Raw genomic sequence first — 17,766 nt, 5'->3', positions numbered from 1 at the left:
TACGCCTGGTAACACTAGGCGAGCAATTTAACCGAGGTTACACTCCGCAGCTGGGTTCAGTAACCACCACGTGGCGGTAGCGGGCTTTGCTGTCAGAAGCTTCCTCAGAATCGGGGCTGGCTACGTTGGTTGGCCGGGCATGGATTGGGTCGGTGGTGTGGGTGAGCATACCGCCCGGCCGCCCTTGCCGCACGGCTTGTATCTCAGCCACAATCGATAAGGCAATTTCTTCGGGGGTTTCGGCCCCTAGGTTCAGGCCAACGGGGCTGTAGAGGCGACCTTGCAAACGGGTTTCGGCGTCGGTTACCTCCTGGCTTAGCTCCTCGAGTAGGCGGGCAGCCTTGGTTCGCGGGCCTAGTAGGCCGATATAGTTCGTGGGTGCTTCGAGCAGGCGCTGCAGCACGGCCAAATCGTAGGCATAGTTGTGCGTAAGTAGCACGGCGTAATCGGCCGAAAGCGGCAATGCGGGCACTTCGGCCAGGGGCACCACGCGCACTTCGGCAGCTTCGGGGAAGCGCTCCGGCGCGGCCTGGCGGGGCCGGCCATCTACTACGCTTACCTGCCAACCTAGGGAAGCCGCCAGCCGAACGAGCGGCTGGGCATCGTTGCCGGCGCCGTACACGGTAAGGCGCAACGGTGGGCGCAGCACTTCCAGAAACACGCGCACGGTGCCGCCCGCCGGTGCTGGGTACTCGCGAATCAGTGATTGATCTTGACCTAGGGCCTGAGCAGCGTCGCGGCGCAATTGGGCCGTAAGGGGAAGATTATCGAGCGCCGAGCCGCGCACCTGTCCGTCGGGCATTAGCAGCAGGCGTTGGCCTAGGTCGGCTACGGCCTGCCCGGCGGCGCACCTGACAACCGTACCTAGTACGGCTGGCTCGGGGTGCAGGGCGAAGCCGCGCAGCAGCTCCAAGGGGTTGTCGGGGTCGGTGAAATCGAGGGGTTCGAGCAGGATGCGCACTACTCCCTGGCAGCCGGGGCCGAGGCCGTGGCGCGGGTCGTCTTCGTCGCTGGTGTCGTAGGTAACAAGCGTGGGGCGCTGTTGCTGCAACGCCTGCCGGGCGCGCTGGCGGGCGTCGCCCTCGAGGCAGCCACCGCTGATGGCACCGGTAAGCTGGCCGTCGTCGGTAACGAGCATGCGGGCACCGGGGCGGCGGTAGGCCGAGCCCTCAACCTCTACCACCGTGGCCAGGGCGCAGGCGCGGCCGGCGGCAAGGTAGTCGTCGTAGGCAGCAAGCAGACGTTGAAGTTCGGTCATCGGGTGATAAAAAGCGACAGGTACCGGCAAAAGCCCGCCGCGGGTGCCTGTTGCCATGATAAGCTTGGTAAAGAAAGCGGCTTTGGGCAGTACGCCGGTCCAAGGCTAGCGGTTGTGCACTAAGGCAGCATCGGCACGGTTCCCCGCTAGGTGTGGAGGTAGCAGATAACGCGCAGTAGCCGGGTTACATATGCTTGCCTTGAAGCATCAACACCGTCGTTGGGCACATATATGCCAGCTGTTCAGCGGTTATCCGTAAGCGCAACAGAAGCCAAGGCTACAATCATAATGAGCAAATACGAGGACATGAGCACAGCCGCTATCCACAACCAGAACGAGCCGCCCTTCTATCATGGCACCAAGGCCAACCTGCACCTAGGCGACCTGATACAGCCCGGCTTCAACTCGAACTATGGGCAGCGCAAAAAGGCAGCGTACGTGTACCTCACTGCCACCCTGGACGCGGCCACTTGGGGCGCTGAACTTGCCCTAGGCGACGGGCCCGGCCGCATTTACATAGTGGAGCCAACCGGCCCTTTCGAAGACGACCCGAACCTGACGGACAAGAAGTTTCCGGGCAACCCAACCAAATCCTACCGCACGCAACACCCGCTGCGAGTGGTTGGGGAAGTTACCAATTGGCAAGGCCATTCTCCCGAACACCTCAACGCTATGAAAGCGCACTTAGAGCAGCTAAAAGAGCAAGGCATTGAAGCCATTGAGGACTAAGATTTAGCTCTTTCGCTAAAATTTCCCTTGCACGTCATGCTTTGCCTGGCTAGCATGACGTGCAAGGAAGGTTTCCTCTACAGCAGCTTGTCCAAATAAATAGGCAAGCGGCGCACGCGCTTGCCGGTGGCGTGGTACACGGCGTTGGTAATGGCGGCAGCTACGCCCAGCAGGCCCAACTCTCCGATGCCTTTCACACCTAAGGGATTTACGTAGGGGTCCTCCTCCTCTACAAACAGCACCTCGATATTGTGAATGTCGGCGTTGACGGGAATGTGGTACTCGGCATAGTTGTGGTTCATGTAGCGCCCGAAGCGGTGGTCGGGCACGGTTTCCTCCATCAGGGCCATGCTGATGCCCCACACCACCGAACCAAGCACCTGCGAGCGGGCCGTTTTTTGATTGAGGATGCGGCCCGCGGCGCACACATTGAGCACGCGCGACACGTGCACGGTGCCTAGGTCCTCATCCACCATCACCTCCGCAAACACCACGTTGTGCGAGTGCATGGAGTACTTGGCCATGTTGATGAGGTTGGGAATGGCCGTGGAGTCGGCCGCTATTTCCCGCTCGCCGCTGGTTTGCAGCACATCGCGCAGCACCACCGATTGCTCAGGAGCGGTGCGCAGGCGCAGCTGGCCGTTTACGAACTCCACGTCGTCGAGGCTGGCGCCCTTCAGGGGCGAGTCGTCCATCTTCTGGGCCAGCTTCAGCAGTTTTTCACCTAGGGCCTGGCAAGCCTTCTGCACGGCGGTGCCCACGGTAGCGGCCGTCCAGGAGCCGCCTTGCACGGGCGCTTCGGGCATGTTGGTGTCGCCGAGGCGAAAGGTTACGGCTTCGAGCGGCAGGCCCAGGGTTTCGGCCGCAATCTGCGTCATGATGGTGTAGGTGCCGGTGCCGTTTTCGCCCGCGGCGCTTTCCACGGTCAGGTACCCGTCGGCCGTGATGGTGGCTTTGGCCGAGGCCTTATTCATTTGCGCATCCCACACGCCGCCGGCCACGCCCCAACCAATCAGCCGGTTGCCCTCGCGCATGGAGCGCGGGGCCATGGGCCGCTTGCTCCAGCAAAACTTCTCGGCCCCTAGGTGGTAGCAGTCGCGCAGGCGCTTGCTGCTGAAGGGCAGGTTCTCGCTCTGGTCGGTTTCGGCGTAGTTGCGAATGCGGAAGTCCAGCGGGTCGAGGCCGGCGGCGTAGGCCATTTCGTCCATGGCCACTTCGAGGGCAAACGAGCCGGTGGCGGCGCCGGGGGCGCGCATGTCCTGCGGGGTGTACACATCCAAGGCGGCCACCTGGTTGCTCAGGTGCACGTTGTCGCACTGGTACAACATGCCCGACCAGTTCACCACGTTTTCGGTGTACTCCTCGAAGCGCGAAGTTTCGTGCAGGCAATAGTGCTTTAGGGCGGCCAGGGTGCCATCGGGGTTGGTGCCCATCTCCAGCGTTTGCAGCGTGTGCGGTCGGTGCCCGATGGAAAACATCTGCTGCCGCGTGAGCGTGACACGTACCGAACGCTTCAGCTCCAAAGCTGCCATTACCGACAAAAACAGCTCGTACTGCGGCCGCAGCCCCGAGCCGAAGGCGCCGCCGTTGTAGAGGTTGATGACGCGGGCGTCGTCCTTGCTCAGCCCGAACACCTTGGCCACGTACTGCTGGCAGTTGTAAACGCCCTGGGTTTTGTCGTAGATGGTGAGCTTGCCATCGGGGTGGTAGTGCACCGTGGAGGCGTACAGTTCCATGGGGTTGTGGTGTTGCGTGCCGTGGATGTACTCCTCCCGGATGCGGTGCTCGGCTTCGTCGAGGGCCTTGTTGGCGTTGCCGCGGCTTTTGGGTGGCTTATAGCCCGATTTGCCCTTGCCCGGCGCGTGGCCCTCGTCGCGCTTCTGCTCGATGTCGGTTTCGTGCTTCTCCTCTTTGTACTCCACCTCCAGAATGCCGGCGGCGTAGCGGGCCAGCTCGAAGGTTTCGGCTACTACCAGCGCCACGGGCTGCTGGCTGAACTTTACTTCGTCGTCGTGCAGGGGCCGGAAGGGCGAGCCGCCGGGCGCAATGTCGTCTTTCCAGGCGCGGTCGAACCAGGCCTGCCTAGGTACGTTTTCGTGCGAGAACACCTGCAGCACGCCCGGCAGCGCCAGCACCTTATCGGCCCCAATGCTTTTGATGCGCCCCTTGGCAATGGTGCTGCTGACAACCACGCCGTAAGCCAGGTTGGGCACCTCAAACTCCGCCGAATACTTAGCCGTGCCGGTTACTTTCGCCGGGCCCTCCACGCGGTTGGGCGCTTTGCCGACGTATTTGGTATTGATGGTCATGGGTTGCTGTTCAGAAATACGTCGGATGCTTTTCCGCCTGCGGTGGCTTGCTGCAGCGCCCGCACAATAGCGCGCCGGCCCAGCTCAATCTTGAAATCGTTGGTGCCCTGCCCTACCGCGTCTTTCAGCACGGCTTCGGCCACTTTCTTGAAGGTGCTGGTGGTAGCGGGCTGGCCAATCAGCAGGGCCTCGGCGGCTTTGTCGCGCCAGGGTTTGTGGGCCACGCCACCTAGGGCCAGCCGGGCATCTTCGATGGTACTACCATCGAGCTCCAGCACCGCCGCTACCGACACCAACGCAAACGCGTAGCTGGTTCGGTCGCGCAGCTTTAGGTAGCTGAAGTGCTTCTCAAAGCCTTTTTTGGGCAGCTCCAAGGCCACAATCAGCTCGCCGGGCTCCAGGGTGTTGTCGCGCTCGGGCGTGTTGCCTGGCAGCCGGTGAAAGTCTTCAAACTTGATAACGCGGCTGCCCCCGGGGCCCACCACGTGCACCTCGGCTTCGAGCGCGGCCAGGGCAATGCACATGTCCGAAGGGTGCGTGGCAATGCATTGCTCGCTGGCCCCCAAGATGGCATGAATGCGGTTGTAGCCGCCTATGGCGCCGCAGCCCGAGCCCGGCTCGCGCTTGTTGCAGGGCGTAGCCGTGTCGTAGAAATAGTAGCAACGGGTGCGCTGCATCAGGTTGCCGCCGTTGGTGGCCATGTTGCGCAGCTGCGGCGAGGCGCCGGCCAAAATTGCCTGGCTCAGCAAGGGGTAGCGGCACTGCACCTCGGGGTGCCAGGCCGTGTCGGCGTTGGTGGCAGTGGCACCTAGGCGCAGCCCGCCCTCGGCTGTGGGCTCAATGGTGTTGAGCGGCAGCTTGTTCAGCCCGATGAGGTGCGTGGGCCGCGCCACGTTTTCCTTCATCAGGTCGATGATGTTGGTGCCGCCGGCAATAAAGGCCGGGCTGTCGCTGTCGCGGAAATCGCGCACAGCTCCTTCCACCGTTTCGGCGCGGGTCAGGGTAAACGGGTTCATTGGCGACGGGCGGTTTGGGCGTCCACTACTTCCTTCACGGCGTTCAGAATGCCCACGTAGGCCCCACAGCGGCACAGGTTGCCGCTCATCATCTCCCGAATTTCATCTTCGGTGTGGGCTCTGCCTTCGTTGATGAGCCCCTGCGCCGAGCAGATTTGGCCCGGCGTGCAGTAGCCGCACTGGAAAGCATCATGGTCGAGGAAAGCTTGCTGCAAGGGGTGCAGGTTATCTTCTTGGCCTAGGCCTTCGATGGTGGTTATTTCGGCCCCTTCGTGCAGCATGGCCAACGTAAGGCACGAGTTAATGCGCTTGCCATCAACGAGTACTGTGCAGGAGCCGCACTGGCCGTGGTCGCAGCCCTTCTTGGTGCCCGTTAGGCCCGCATACTCGCGCAGGGCGTCGAGCAGCGTCGTCCAAGGGGCGAGCTGTAGCGTCATGTCGCTGCCGTTGATGCGCAACGTGACTGGCGAGGTAGCGGGCGGTGCCAGCGCTGGACTGTCGGTGGTGTTTGGTGTGGCTGAGTTGCTCATACAAGCTAGGGTTAGGCGGCTTGATACCCGGGCGCTTTGGCAGGCTAACTACCAGCGCCCAATAGTGGGACTTACGCTTTTGCCTGGCCTACGTTGGCCTTAGCGTACTATTCGGTTGGCCATAACGCTGGCCTCTCGGCTCAGTTACCTAAATCATTATTATTTGTTTATCAGATCTTTATCACACATCGCATGAAGTAGCCATCCGAAAGCCAACGCACCTCAAAACACAATTGGCTGATTCGGTAGCCAGCTACTTGCGCGTAACCAACTGCCAAATCAGCCAATACGGATTACCGACTCTAGGCTAAGTTTACCTAGGGTGCTCCGCCAATTCTTGCTGCGCAGCGTCGCGTTCCGCAGGTGTGTTTACGTTGCGCAACTCCTGCGGTACCGGGGCCTGCAGCAGCTCTACATTGGAATTGATCAGCGCCTTGCGCGGGCACGAATACCCCAGCGCCAGGAACTGCAGCAACACGCCATAGCTGCCCGGCTCCCAAATGGTAATCAGCGGCTCCGGAAACTCGTTTTCGGGGCTTTGGAAGGCGGTTGCCACGCGGGCCGGGTTGCGGTGCTGCACCAGGTGCTGCAACGTGGTTTCGGAAAGGAAAGGCAGGTCGCAGGCCACCACTAGCCACGCCGCATTAGGGTCGTGGCGTAGTGCCGACAGAATGCCGCCCATCGGCCCTAGGTTAAGAAACTGATCGGGCAGCGGCTGCAGGCCGGCCGGCAACTCGGCGGCCTGCTCTGCCCGGCACGATACGAATACCTCCTGGCACCACGGAGCCAGCAACGCGGCGGCGTGTTCGCGCTGTTCGCGGCCGTGGTAGTGCAAGCGGCCTTTGTCGGTTTGCATGCGTTGGCTTTGCCCGCCGGCTAGCACCAACCCGCGCAGCAACGGCACGCGTTGCTGCCACCACTGCCGCACCCACGCGGCTATGCCGGCGGTATCACCTAGGGCCAACACGGACAGATCGGCGGCATTGGGCAAGTGCGCCCGCAGGTAATCGGGCAATTCGGTTTGGCCTTCAGTGGTCAGCACCAACTGCACATCGGTCAGGCGGTCGAGCTTCTTCTCCAGCGGCTTGCGCGGATCGAGAATGATAGCCTGCTGCTTAGCCCGGAAGTGGTTGCCGTTTACCAGCACCAGGCTTTGCCCGGCCAGCCAATGTTGCTGGCTGAACTTGTCCATGCCCTGCCGCGCATCAAGCCGGCTAAAATGGATTTTGTCGGTCAGTTCGGCAGCGGCTCCGGCTTGCAGAATGGCATCAGCCCCGCCCGCACCGCCCTGCTCGGCATCGTCACCGGCGGCGTGGTCGGCATCTACGTAGGCTACGCGCAAAGCAGTGCCCAACTCGGGCAGCAGGCGCGTTACTAAGTCCTTGATAACCCCGCACGGGGCACCTAGCACGGCCAGTTCATGGCGACCAAACTCGCCTAGGTCGGGCCGGGCCAAGGCAGCGTGTTTGCTGTGGGCGGGCTTATTCATCCTGGTAGTGGTAGTCGCTTTTGCCGCCGGTTTTCGACAGTAAGCGCGTATGCTCAATCACAATGTTGTGCGACAAGGCCTTACACATATCGTAAATGGTAAGGGCCGCCACGGAGGCACCCGTCAGGGCTTCCATTTCCACGCCGGTTTTGCCCGTTACGGTGGCCGTGCACTCAATTACCACGGCCTCGGGCGGCGCCACCTGTATGGTAACCTGGCAGTCGTCCAGACCTAGGGGGTGGCACAGCGGAATGAGGTCGGCGGTTTTCTTAGCGGCCATAATTCCCGCCAAAATGGCCGTTTGGAACACGGGGCCTTTGCGCGTGGGCAAGTCGCCGTGCTGCACCAGGGCCAGAATATCGGTTCCGAGCACCACGCGGCTGCGGGCGCGGGCCACGCGGCGCGTTACGGCCTTGCCGCCCACATCAACCATAGCAGGCTGGCCGGCGTCGTTGAGGTGCGTGAGTTTGGAGTTTGAATCGGACATGTTCTGAAGTCGAATACAGGCAGGGCAGGCATTTGCAATCAGCTTACAAACCGACCGCCGCGCCCCGAGTTGCGTAGTGCTGCCCGCGGCTGGCAAGTTACGGCGGCCAACCGGCTACTGCCCCGTCACCCTTTACCTTAGCGCGCTGCCCGGGGTTTAGCTACCTAGGGCGGCCTCTCTCCTACTAGCTTGCTACGCAACCCGCATGCTTTCCGTCGACGAAGCTACCCGCCTTGTTCAGAGCACCGCCCAGCCGCTGCACACCGAAACTGTTCCACTGGCCCAAGCCCTAGGGCGGGTACTGCGCGAGCCCCTGCACGCCGACCGCGACTTCCCGCCCTTCGACCGGGTTGCCATGGATGGCATTGCCCTGAGCTACGCCGCCGTAGCCGCTGGGCAGCAGGTGTTTGAGATTGAGCACACGCAGTTTGCCGGCCAGGCGCCTCGCCCACTGCACAACCCGCAAGCGGCCATCGAGATAATGACGGGTGCGGCCATGCCGCCCGGCACCGATGCCGTGGTGCGCTACGAGGATTTGCTGATTGCCGAAGACAACAACGGCCGCCGCACCGTTACGGTGCAAGTGCCGCCCACCGGGCCCGGCTTTAATGTACATCGCCGCGCTTCCGACCGCCAACAGGGCGAGCTGCTGCTGCCCGCCGGCACGCTGCTCGGCCCCGCCGAAGTAGCCGTAGCAGCCACCATTGGTGCCGCGCAGCTACTCGTGTCGCGGGCACCTAGGGTAGCGGTAGTAAGCACCGGCGACGAGTTGGTAGAAGTAACCGAAACGCCGCTGCCGCACCAGATTCGGCGCTCCAACGCGCAAATGCTCCAAGCGGCCGCCCAGCAAGTTGGCGCCACAGCCGAGGCCTTCCACTTCAACGACGACCTCGACTCCCTACGCGCGGGCCTGCCTGCCTTGCTGCAGCAGTTCGATGCCGTGCTGCTCAGCGGCGGTGTATCAAAAGGCAAAGCCGACTACCTGCCGCAGGCCTTGCGCGAAAGCGGCGCCGAGCAGATTTTTCATGAGGTGCAGCAGCGCCCGGGCAAGCCGTTCTGGTTTGGGCGGCACCCGCAGGGCGCGGTGGTATTTGCCTTGCCCGGCAATCCGGTGTCTACATTCGTCAACTACTTCCGCTACGCAGCGCCATGGCTGCGAGCCGTGCAGTTGCCCGAACCCACATTCGCAGCGCCCACCTATGCCGTGCTGGCCACCGATGTCGTTTTCAAACCCAAGCTCACGCACTTTCTGCTGGTAAGCCTGCAGAGCAGCCCCACCGGCCAGCTGCTCGCCTACCCCGAGCGGGCGCACGGCTCGGGCGACTTAGCCAGTTTGCTCCCCAGCGACGGTTTTCTGGAGCTGCCCGCCGAGCGCGAGCAGTTTGCGGCCGGCGAGGTGCTGCCGGTGTGGCGCTTTCGGTGGTAAAACAAAACGGCGCGACCAAATGGCCGCGCCGCTGCGCCTAGGTGGCTAATCGGGTTGCTTACTGAAACAGCCCGGCAATGCGCTGCTCGTTGTTGGCGCTGATGATCTTGCGTTTGAGCTTCATGGTGGGCGTCAACTCGCCGGTTTCTACCGTCCAGGGGTTGTGCAGCACGGCTACTTTTTTCACCTGCTCCCACTGCGCAAACGCTGCGTTGTACTGGCTTACCAGCTCCCGGTACAGCTTCTGCACCCGCTCGTGGGCTACCAGGGCGGCATCGTTGGCAAAGCTGATTTGCTGTTGCTTGGCCCAGTTGCGCAACTCCTCAAAGGCGGGCACCAACAGGGCAGCGGCGTACTTCTGCCCGTCGCCGACGACCATGGCCTGCTCGATGAGGGGGGATTCTTTTAGTTTGTTTTCGATGACCTGCGGGGCCACGTACTTGCCGCCCGAGGTCTTGAACATTTCTTTCTTGCGGCCGGTGATTTTGAGGAAGCGCCCGTTCACAAACTCGCCGATGTCGCCCGTGTGGAACCAGCCTTCCTGGTCAATCACCTCCGCCGTCAAATCCGGCCGGTTGTAGTAGCCCTTCATCACCGAGGCCGACTTGGTCAGAATCTCCCCGTCGGGCGCAATTTTCACCTCCACGTCCGGAATTACGGGGCCCACCGTGCCGGGCATGTTGTCTTCGCGGTTGTAGCGGCAAGCGGCAATTACCGGCGAGGTTTCCGTCAGGCCGTAGCCCTCCATTACGTGGATGCCCGCGGCCCAGAACACCCGCGCCAGGCGCGGCTGCAGCGCCCCACCACCCGAGATAATGCATTTCACTTTACTACCCAGGGCCTCGCGCCACTTGCTAAACACCAGCTTGTTGGCCAAGGCTAATTGCGCGTTGTACACCGGCCCGAGGCTGCGCTGCGGGTCGTAGCGCAAGCCTAGGTCGAGCGACCAGAAGAACAGCTTCTTCTTAATGCCCTCAAGCGTCTGGCCTTTGGCCACAATCTTATCGTAAATCTTTTCGAGCAAGCGCGGCACCGTGGTAAATACCTGGGGCTGCACTTCGCGCAGGTTATCGGCTATTACCTCCAGGCCTTCGGCGTAGTACACGGCCAAGCCCAGCTTGAGGTACAGGAACGTGGCCGTGCGCTCGAAAATGTGCGACAGCGGCAAAAAGCTTAAAGCCTTTTCGCCGGGCACTACGGGTATAAACTCGCGCAACGAGTGGCAGTTGCTCAGGATGTTGCCGTGCGAGAGCATCACGCCTTTGGGCCGGCCCGTGGTTCCTGAGGTGTAAATGAGCGTGAGCAAATCATCGGGCTGCACGGCGGCTTTCAAGGGCTCCAGCTCGGCCGCGTTGGCCTGCTTACCTAGGGCCAGCAGCTCGTCGAAATGGTGGGCACCAGCCACCTGGTCGAAGGTAAAAACGTGCTCGGGGGCTTGGTCTAGGTCCTTTAGGGCCTCCTTCACTCGGGCGTGCAGCTTGCGGTCCGATACCAGCACCACCTTCACGGCCGCATCCTGGAAAATGTAGCGGTAATCCTCCACCGTAATGGTGGGGTACATGGGCACGCTCACGGCTCCCAGCTGCGAAATGCCGAAGTCGGCTTGCACCCACTCGGGGCGGTTGTTTGAGATGATGGCTACTTTATCGCCGCGCTCTACCCCTAGGTGGCGCAGGCCCAGGCTGCAAGCGTTGGCCGCCTCCTGCACTTGTTGGTTGCTGAGCGGCAGCCACTTGCCGCCGGTTTTGGCCACGAGGCAATCAGCTTGCGGTGCTTCGGCAGCGCGCTGATTCAGGATTTCGAAAGTGCGATGAAAACGCATCGGTGTGTCGGGAGAATGCGGAACAAAAGGAGTTAACCCAATACAGCAGGTTAGCTAAGGCAAAAACGGCGAAAAGTTACGGCGAGTTGAGCAGCCCAGCCGACTTCAGCCCAACTATGCCAATCGGAACCGGGTTGCGCCCTCTTAATGCCTCCTGCGGTTGGCAAACCCTAATCAAACCTTGCTTGGGCGCATCTAAACGCCGATTTATAGTCCCAGCTTATAATCAACCTCCTGATACGCAATGATTAACCGCAGAATAAATCCGTGTTTATACATGACGAATCTCAGTAAAATTCGCAGCCACGAACATGAACTATCTAAGCTAATTTTGCCTTATCCCGTCAAACATAGAAACAAGAATATGCTACAGGTGCAGTTGAGTGGGGCAGGTTTTTACGAAGTAAATTGGCCCAACACAGAAGTGGTGGGCGGAGTAACCTACGTACGGCCCGGCGTGCGCGAGTCGGTGCGGGTATTTCTGCCCGATGATGCGCTGGAGGTAGAGGTGTACGCCGGCGACCTGAAGAACGGCCGCTTGGTGTACCGTGGCCCTGCCGCCGAAGCCGCGCAGCTGCGCTACTTAGCTAATCGCACCAATTAATTCTCCCCCTACGCTCCTTTCTCTGTTCATCTCTGCAACCAAAACACCAAAAGCAAAAGCCCGCAGCAGTAGCCGCGGGCTTTTGTATGTACCAGCCACTGGGTATTAACCCCACCGCCACGGTGCGCATGCTAATGCCGCCCTACGACACCTCCTCGAACAAGTGCGTGATGGGTTCATCTTGGTCGGCCAAGGCCAAGGTGTAGAACAGTGGTCAGTAGTGGTCGGGCGTGGGCACCGACAGTGCACCGCTGGCGCCGGCCTTCTGTACATCCAACAGAGTGCTGAATTCGCGCCGATCGGTGCGCTGCTTTACGCATTTGTCGAACTCCGTGGCCCAGGCGAACGGCTGTGCATCGCCCGCAATTAGCTTAGGCATGCTCTGGCGGAGGTTGTGCACCACATTGCCCGAGCCCACAATTAGTACGCCGCGCTTGCGCAGCTCCTGCAATTGGACAGCCAAGGCAAAGGCGCGGCTCAAACAACGCCTCCACGGCCGTAAGCTGCGTTTCGCTGAGTAGCAGCCGCGCGGCACAGTAGGCTCGTAATACCTCCGCTGACCTAGGTTCATGCCAGCAATATCGGCAGCAAAGCCCGTGCGCAAGCTGCCGGTACCTAGGCACGCAAACCCAAGCCGCGCCACGCTGGTTTAGCCTACTTTCATCTGCATTCTTCCGACATGGAAAGCAATTCGCCCCTCCGCCTCAGCGTGCTCGATCAGTCGCCCATCCGGGCCGGGGCTACGCCGCGGCAAGCCATACAAGAAACCATCGAGCTAGCCCGCCTTGCCGACCGCCTGGGGTACCACCGCTACTGGGTATCGGAACACCACAACACGGCCTCACTGGCTAGCTCTACGCCCGAGGTGCTTATTGCCCACTTGGCCGGCCAAACCGAGCGCATTCGGGTGGGTTCGGGCGGCGTAATGCTGCCGCATTATTCGGCCCTGAAAGTGGCCGAGAACTTCCGCATGCTCGAAACGCTGTTCCCGGGCCGCATCGACCTGGGCATTGGCCGCGCCCCCGGCTCCGACCGCTTTACGGCACATGTGCTTAACCCCAACAACACCTTCCGCGACGAAGACTTTGCCGAGCAGCTGATGGACCTTAAAGCCTTTTTGCGCGACGAAGTAGTAGAGGACACCATCCACGCCAAAGTAAAAGCCATGCCCCAGGCCGATACCGTGCCCGAGCCCTGGCTGCTGAGCTCGAGTGGCCAGAGCGGTTTGTTTGCGGCGCACCTAGGGCTGGCCTTTTCTTTTGCGCAGTTCATCAATCCGCTAGGTGGGCCTGAAATGGTACAGTTATATAAGGAGCGGTTCCGGCCCTCGGAGTTCTTTCAGGTGCCCACGGCCAATGTTGCCTTATTCGTACTCTGCGCCGATACCGACGAAAAGGCCCAGCAGCTGCGCGCCTCCCTCGAGCTGCAGATGCTGCGCATCGAGCAAGGCAAGCGCGGCCCTTTCCCTACCTACGAAGAAGCCAAGGTTTACCAGTACACGCCCGAAGAGCAAACCCGTCTCGAGTTCAACCGCCACCGCATGATCAGCGGCACGCCCGAACAGTTGCGAGAGCAACTCGAACAGCTAGCTGCTAGCTATGGCGTGAACGAGTTGGTAATCGTGACCATCACGGCGGACTTTGCAGACCTTTTGCGTTCGTACCAACTATTGGCCGAAGCATTTGAGCTTACCCCAGCTGTAGCAGTTTAGCTACCGAACAATCCCCTCTATGCTCCGAGCAGGGGCCTGGATTAGCTGACCTAGGCCCCTGTTTTATGATGCCAGCGGAGGCCAAGCAACTTGACTTCCAAGACGTTGAAAGATGACTTTTATCAGTTAAGCCAAAAAAAGTTACTGCCCAGCTTATTTTTATTTGGACTAGATCTAAACAGGTTGTTGCTTTGCATCACTTTTGAATCAGTCTAAATAACTGAATGAGCCGTACCCTACCCCTCCTGCTTCTGATTGCTGCCCCGGTAGCTGTTAATGCCCAATCGTTACTAGCCTATAACAACCAACCTTCCGACGAGCCGACGACTACGCCATACGTAGCTCATGGCCAAGTAGTAGGCCGCGTAGTGCTGGCCGATGGGCAGGCCGCCGAGCAGGTTTCGGTAATGGTAAAGGGCACTACTATCGGTACCAGCACCGAAGCTGACGGCTCATTCCGCCTACGCCTGCCAAGCGGCAAGCAAACCCTGGCTATTGCCTTCCTGGGCTATATTACGCAGGAAATTGAGGTAGATGTGCCCAATCGCAGCACCATCAGCCTGAACACCATTACCCTGGCGAAAAGCTCGCAGCAGCTCACGGAGGTAAAAATCACCGAGACGCGCACCATCAACCAACGCCCCACCGGCGTGAGCAAGATGCCCATTCGCCCGCTCGATTTGCCTCAGGCGGTAGTTACTGTAAACCAAGAAACCTTGGAACAACAGCAGGTACTGCGTTTGAGCGAAGCCCTCGTGAATACCCCCGGCCTGTACGTAACCAGCACCACCGGCGGCACGCAGGAAGAGCTAGGCAGCCGCGGCTTTGCGTACGGCTCCAACAACACCTTCAAAAACGGTGTGCGCTTCAACAACGGCGTGATGCCCGAGGCTTCGTCGCTCGAAAGCATGGAAGTGCTGAAGGGCAGCGCGGCCATTCTTTACGGCAACGTAGCTGCCGGCGGCGTGCTGAACCTCGTAACCAAAAAGCCCAAGTTTGAGCGCGGCGGCGCGGTAGCGCTGCGCACCGGTTCCTTTGGTTTCTGGAAGCCGATGGTGGATGTATACGGCGCCGTTGGCAACAGCGACAAAGTTGCCTATCGCCTGAACACTACTTATGAGCAAGGCAACAGCTTCCGCGACCAGGTAGAGTCGAACCGCTTCTACGTTAACCCTTCGCTGCTTTTCAAACTCACGCCCAAAACCGATCTGCTGGTGGAAGGCGACTACCTGCGCGACCGTCGCACGCCGGACTACGGCATCGGGGCAGTTGATTACGTATTTCAGCCTTCACGCAGCCGTTTCCTAAACGTAGCCGATGCGCGCAACGCTACCACGCAAACAAGCGCTACCGCTACCCTCACTTCGCGCCTGAGCGATGTTTGGCAACTGCGCGCCGTAGCGGGTTACCAACGCTACGACAACGAGTTGCGCTCCGCCACCCGCCCAGTAGGTGTTATTACACCGGGTGCCACCTACGGCAACTGGAACCGCGGCTTGCAGCGCACGCAGGTAGATGAAAACTACTTCCTGGGTCAGCTCGACCTTACCGGCAACTTCCACACCGGTTTCCTAGGTCATACGCTGCTGGTGGGCGCCGATGCCGACCAGTACCAGACCACCACGCTTGCTTACACCAACCCAGCCAACCCGAACAACCCCACGCAGGCTGTTTCGACTTACGACGTCATTAACCTCATCGACCTCAACAAGGAGGTTACGCAGCCCGCCCTACGTCTGCGCGGCTTCAACGACCTAGTGCGCAATACCCGCACGCAGGCCAACACCCGCCGTGCCGGTTTCTACGCGCAGGATCTGCTTACTTTCTCCGAGAAGATCAAAGCCCTGGTTGGCTTGCGCTGGAGCTACCAGGAAACCCCGAGCGACATTTACTATTACCCCAACGTAACCACCAATGCCAACCGTACGGCCGGCACGCTTGCGTTGAACCGCCGCTTCGACAATGCATTTTCGCCGCGCTTGGGCCTGATTTATCAGCCCATCAAGACGATGTCCTTGTTCGCTTCGTACTCCAATTCGTTCACGCCTCAGTCTAACACCGCTACCGACCTAAACGGCAAACCGCTGCCTCCTTCGGTGATTGACCAGTACGAAGTAGGCGTGAAAAACGACCTGTTTAATGGTGCTCTGTCGGCCAACGTAACGGCTTATCGCATCGTCAACAGCAACCAAATCCAGAGCGTACTGCCCACCGATCCGCGTATTCAAGGTGCTATAAACACGGTAAACCCGCAGGAGTTGGCGGGCGAAGTAACCAGCAAAGGCCTGGAGGTAGACATTCAGAGCAAGCCTATGATGGGCTGGTCGGTAATTGCGGGCTACAGCTACAACAACACCGCTTACACCAACAGCAACATCTACGAAAACGGCAGCCGCCTGCGCTACAACCCCGCGCACACCGCCAACATGAGCGTGTTCTATACCTTCGACAACACGGTTCTGAAGGGCCTGAGCGCTGGCGTAACGGGCTACTACGTGGGCGACAAGCTCGCCGGCCGCAACCCGCGCCTGCTCGACCCCTCGACTGGCCAACCTTGGCGCACCGGTGCCGATGCCAACAAGTTCATCTCCATCCCCGACTACACCTTGTTCGACGCTTCGCTGGGTTACACCTACAACCGCTTTTCGTTGCGCGTGAAACTTGCCAACTTGCTGAATGAGTTGAGCTACAACATGCACGACGACAACAGCGTGAACCCCATCGCGCCGCGTAACTACTCGGCAACCTTCTCTTACAAACTCTAATCCTCTCAACCTTTTTTCTGCCGCCAACCCATCGGGCCACATTGGTTCGGTGGGTTCGGCATATCAGGTGCCCTACTACCATGAAGGTTCTTTTCCGCAACATTCACCTTTACCTGAGCCTTGTTTCGGGGCTGGTTATTGCCGTTGTGTGCTTTACCGGCGCAGTGCTCGTGTTCGAGAAAGAACTCGAGCAGGCCTTTAATCCCGAACGCTACTTTGTAACGCAGCCAGGTACGCAGCGCCTCTCGCCCGAGCAAATGGTAGCCGCCGTGCAGGCCCAAGTACCCAAGGCCAAGGTGGCGAGCGTTAAGCTCTACGCCGACCCCATGCGCACGGCCGAGGTAAACCTGGCCGGAGGCCCCGGTGGCAAAGAGGGCGGTAAGGAAGCTGCAATGCGCGGCGGCCAGGGGGGCGAGAAGCCCGAAGGTGCCCGTAAGGAACAAGGTGCGAAAAGCGGTAAAGAAGGCAAGGGCGAGAAAGGCGGCAAAGGCGGTGGTGAAGGCGGCCGCGGCCCGGTTTACTTCGTGAATCCTTACACCGGTGCCGTAGTAGGCCCTTACGTGTACCGCGAAACCTTCTTCTACACCATGATGGCGCTACACCGGGGTATGGTGGGTGGGCCCGTGGGCAAGATGATTGTGGGCGTAAGCACTCTGATGTTCCTGTTCATCATTGTTACGGGCTTGGTGCTGTGGTTCCCGGCTACCGGCAAAGTGCTGAAGCAGCGCCTCACCGTTAAGTGGGATGCCAGCTGGAAGCGCCTCAACCACGATCTGCACATTGTGCTCGGCTTTTACTCGGCGTTGTTCCTGTTCGTGTTTGCCTTCACGGGTTTGGCGTGGTCGTTTGAGTGGTTCAACAACGGCATCTTCGCCGTTACCAACTCCGATCCCAAAGGCCCCGAAGCACCCAAATCGGAGGTAGTGCTGACTGGCGGCAAGCTGGGCTTCAACCAGGCCTACGTTGTAGCGCAGCAGCAGGTACCCAATGCGCTGTCGTACGCCATTGCGATGCCCAAAGACTCGGCCGAGGCCGTACGTGTGATGACTACCACGGCTAACGCTGCCTACGAAGGTGCTACCGATGAGCTCTACCTCGACCAATACACCGGCCGGCCCCTAGGTAAGCTGGCCTTCGAGGACCGCAACTTGGGCCAGCGTGTACGGCGCACTTTCAAGCCCGTGCATACCGGCGCTATTTACGGCATGCCCTCCAAAATCATTGCTTTGGTAGTGTGCGTGCTGGGTGTAACGTTCCCGGTTACGGGCGTAATCCTGTGGCTAAACCGCCTAAAGAAGGAACGTAAGAAGCAACGCAAGCAAGTGGCCACTGCCGCCGCATAATCCTAAACCGTCGGATTAATAAACAGCGCCTAGGTTGCTCAGAGCAACCTAGGCGCTGTTGTGTTTAAGCGTTATGCCTGCTGCTGAGGTACACGTGCACATGTGATTTCCACGACACGGCCAGATTCTAATCCGAGCCTGTCGCGAATCCAACAACCTACATATGTACTGTAAGCTCACGACCAACAGGCATACCAGTGCCCATATATGCGCCAGCCTTAATTGTGCCTACACGGCTAAATGGTCCCTAGGTCCCGAAAAAGCAAACGACGCGCAG

The 17,766-nt window shown here is 60.1% G+C and carries 14 protein-coding genes; 6 read left to right on the top strand and 8 right to left on the bottom strand.

Annotated elements, in window-relative coordinates:
- Positions 1–37 precede the first annotated feature (37 nt).
- Positions 38–1,258 (bottom strand): XdhC family protein, encoded by a 1,221-nt coding sequence (locus ASU33_RS08990; RefSeq protein ID WP_059070355.1) that lies wholly within the window; start codon positions 1,256–1,258, stop codon positions 38–40.
- A 288-nt stretch (positions 1,259–1,546) separates the two neighbouring features.
- Here ASU33_RS08990 and arr point away from each other — a divergent pair, with 288 nt between their 5' ends.
- Positions 1,547–1,987, top strand: coding sequence for an NAD(+)--rifampin ADP-ribosyltransferase (arr, locus tag ASU33_RS08985; protein ID WP_216818552.1), 441 nt, complete (start codon positions 1,547–1,549; stop codon positions 1,985–1,987).
- Between the two features lie 77 nt (positions 1,988–2,064).
- Here the strand turns inward: arr and ASU33_RS08980 are convergent, their stop codons facing one another.
- The 5 genes from ASU33_RS08980 to moaC form a co-directional block, all read right to left on the bottom strand.
- Positions 2,065–4,296 carry a xanthine dehydrogenase family protein molybdopterin-binding subunit gene (locus ASU33_RS08980; RefSeq protein ID WP_059070354.1) on the bottom strand — a complete coding sequence of 744 codons (2,232 nt, stop codon included), beginning with the start codon at positions 4,294–4,296 and terminating at the stop codon, positions 2,065–2,067.
- A complete protein-coding gene (locus tag ASU33_RS08975) occupies positions 4,293–5,312 on the bottom strand; it encodes an FAD binding domain-containing protein (RefSeq protein WP_059070352.1) in 1,020 nt (339 codons plus the stop codon). The genes ASU33_RS08980 and ASU33_RS08975 overlap by 4 nt, the downstream gene beginning before the upstream one ends.
- Positions 5,309–5,842 carry a (2Fe-2S)-binding protein gene (locus tag ASU33_RS08970; protein ID WP_059070350.1) on the bottom strand — a complete coding sequence of 178 codons (534 nt, stop codon included), beginning with the start codon at positions 5,840–5,842 and terminating at the stop codon, positions 5,309–5,311. Before ASU33_RS08970 ends, ASU33_RS08975 begins: the two co-directional genes overlap by 4 nt.
- A gap of 313 nt (positions 5,843–6,155) precedes the next feature.
- Positions 6,156–7,331 (bottom strand): NTP transferase domain-containing protein, encoded by a 1,176-nt coding sequence (locus ASU33_RS20985; RefSeq protein ID WP_078062995.1) that lies wholly within the window; start codon positions 7,329–7,331, stop codon positions 6,156–6,158.
- Positions 7,324–7,818, bottom strand: a complete 495-nt coding sequence (gene moaC / locus ASU33_RS08960) for a cyclic pyranopterin monophosphate synthase MoaC (protein WP_059070348.1) — start codon at positions 7,816–7,818, stop codon at positions 7,324–7,326. Before moaC ends, ASU33_RS20985 begins: the two co-directional genes overlap by 8 nt.
- Positions 7,819–8,023: 205 nt before the next feature.
- On the opposite strand from moaC, the gene ASU33_RS08955 reads away from it, so the two are divergent.
- Positions 8,024–9,244, top strand: coding sequence for a molybdopterin molybdotransferase MoeA (locus ASU33_RS08955; protein WP_059070346.1), 1,221 nt, complete (start codon positions 8,024–8,026; stop codon positions 9,242–9,244).
- A 58-nt stretch (positions 9,245–9,302) separates the two neighbouring features.
- On the opposite strand, the gene ASU33_RS08950 is transcribed toward ASU33_RS08955, so the two are convergent.
- Positions 9,303–11,066: an AMP-dependent synthetase/ligase gene (locus tag ASU33_RS08950; RefSeq protein ID WP_059070344.1), complete on the bottom strand. Its 1,764-nt coding sequence runs from the start codon at positions 11,064–11,066 to the stop codon at positions 9,303–9,305.
- 364 nt (positions 11,067–11,430) lie between these two features.
- Between ASU33_RS08950 and ASU33_RS08945 the strand changes: the two genes are divergently transcribed.
- Complete coding sequence (locus ASU33_RS08945; protein WP_059070342.1) at positions 11,431–11,670, top strand: hypothetical protein; 240 nt, start codon at positions 11,431–11,433, stop codon at positions 11,668–11,670.
- 214 nt (positions 11,671–11,884) lie between these two features.
- Here the strand turns inward: ASU33_RS08945 and ASU33_RS21455 are convergent, their stop codons facing one another.
- On the bottom strand, positions 11,885–12,133 hold the full coding sequence (locus tag ASU33_RS21455; RefSeq protein ID WP_160328164.1) for a class III extradiol ring-cleavage dioxygenase family protein: 249 nt from the start codon (positions 12,131–12,133) through the stop codon (positions 11,885–11,887).
- A gap of 216 nt (positions 12,134–12,349) precedes the next feature.
- Here ASU33_RS21455 and ASU33_RS08935 point away from each other — a divergent pair, with 216 nt between their 5' ends.
- From ASU33_RS08935 to ASU33_RS08925, 3 genes are all read left to right on the top strand, one after another.
- Positions 12,350–13,381 carry an LLM class flavin-dependent oxidoreductase gene (locus ASU33_RS08935; RefSeq protein ID WP_059070337.1) on the top strand — a complete coding sequence of 344 codons (1,032 nt, stop codon included), beginning with the start codon at positions 12,350–12,352 and terminating at the stop codon, positions 13,379–13,381.
- A 224-nt stretch (positions 13,382–13,605) separates the two neighbouring features.
- Positions 13,606–16,146, top strand: coding sequence for a TonB-dependent receptor (locus ASU33_RS08930; RefSeq protein WP_059070335.1), 2,541 nt, complete (start codon positions 13,606–13,608; stop codon positions 16,144–16,146).
- Positions 16,147–16,226: 80 nt separating this feature from the next.
- Entirely contained in the window at positions 16,227–17,489 is a 1,263-nt protein-coding gene (locus ASU33_RS08925) for a PepSY-associated TM helix domain-containing protein (protein ID WP_059070333.1), read from the top strand.
- The last annotated feature ends 277 nt before the right edge of the window (positions 17,490–17,766 follow it).

It is taken from the genome of Solirubrum puertoriconensis (assembly GCF_001483135.1).
Taxonomy (GTDB): Bacteria; Bacteroidota; Bacteroidia; order Cytophagales; family Hymenobacteraceae; genus Solirubrum; species Solirubrum puertoriconensis.
This window is presented reverse-complemented; position numbering and strand designations above follow the sequence as displayed.

Coding starts and splice junctions, on each gene's coding strand:
- ASU33_RS08990 (WP_059070355.1), bottom strand. CDS start 1,258: ATGACCGAACTTCAACGTCTGCTTGCTGCCTACGACGACTACCTTGCC.
- arr (WP_216818552.1), top strand. CDS start 1,547: ATGAGCAAATACGAGGACATGAGCACAGCCGCTATCCACAACCAGAAC.
- ASU33_RS08980 (WP_059070354.1), bottom strand. CDS start 4,296: ATGACCATCAATACCAAATACGTCGGCAAAGCGCCCAACCGCGTGGAG.
- ASU33_RS08975 (WP_059070352.1), bottom strand. CDS start 5,312: ATGAACCCGTTTACCCTGACCCGCGCCGAAACGGTGGAAGGAGCTGTG.
- ASU33_RS08970 (WP_059070350.1), bottom strand. CDS start 5,842: ATGAGCAACTCAGCCACACCAAACACCACCGACAGTCCAGCGCTGGCA.
- ASU33_RS20985 (WP_078062995.1), bottom strand. CDS start 7,331: ATGAATAAGCCCGCCCACAGCAAACACGCTGCCTTGGCCCGGCCCGAC.
- moaC (WP_059070348.1), bottom strand. CDS start 7,818: ATGTCCGATTCAAACTCCAAACTCACGCACCTCAACGACGCCGGCCAG.
- ASU33_RS08955 (WP_059070346.1), top strand. CDS start 8,024: ATGCTTTCCGTCGACGAAGCTACCCGCCTTGTTCAGAGCACCGCCCAG.
- ASU33_RS08950 (WP_059070344.1), bottom strand. CDS start 11,066: ATGCGTTTTCATCGCACTTTCGAAATCCTGAATCAGCGCGCTGCCGAA.
- ASU33_RS08945 (WP_059070342.1), top strand. CDS start 11,431: ATGCTACAGGTGCAGTTGAGTGGGGCAGGTTTTTACGAAGTAAATTGG.
- ASU33_RS08935 (WP_059070337.1), top strand. CDS start 12,350: ATGGAAAGCAATTCGCCCCTCCGCCTCAGCGTGCTCGATCAGTCGCCC.
- ASU33_RS08930 (WP_059070335.1), top strand. CDS start 13,606: ATGAGCCGTACCCTACCCCTCCTGCTTCTGATTGCTGCCCCGGTAGCT.
- ASU33_RS08925 (WP_059070333.1), top strand. CDS start 16,227: ATGAAGGTTCTTTTCCGCAACATTCACCTTTACCTGAGCCTTGTTTCG.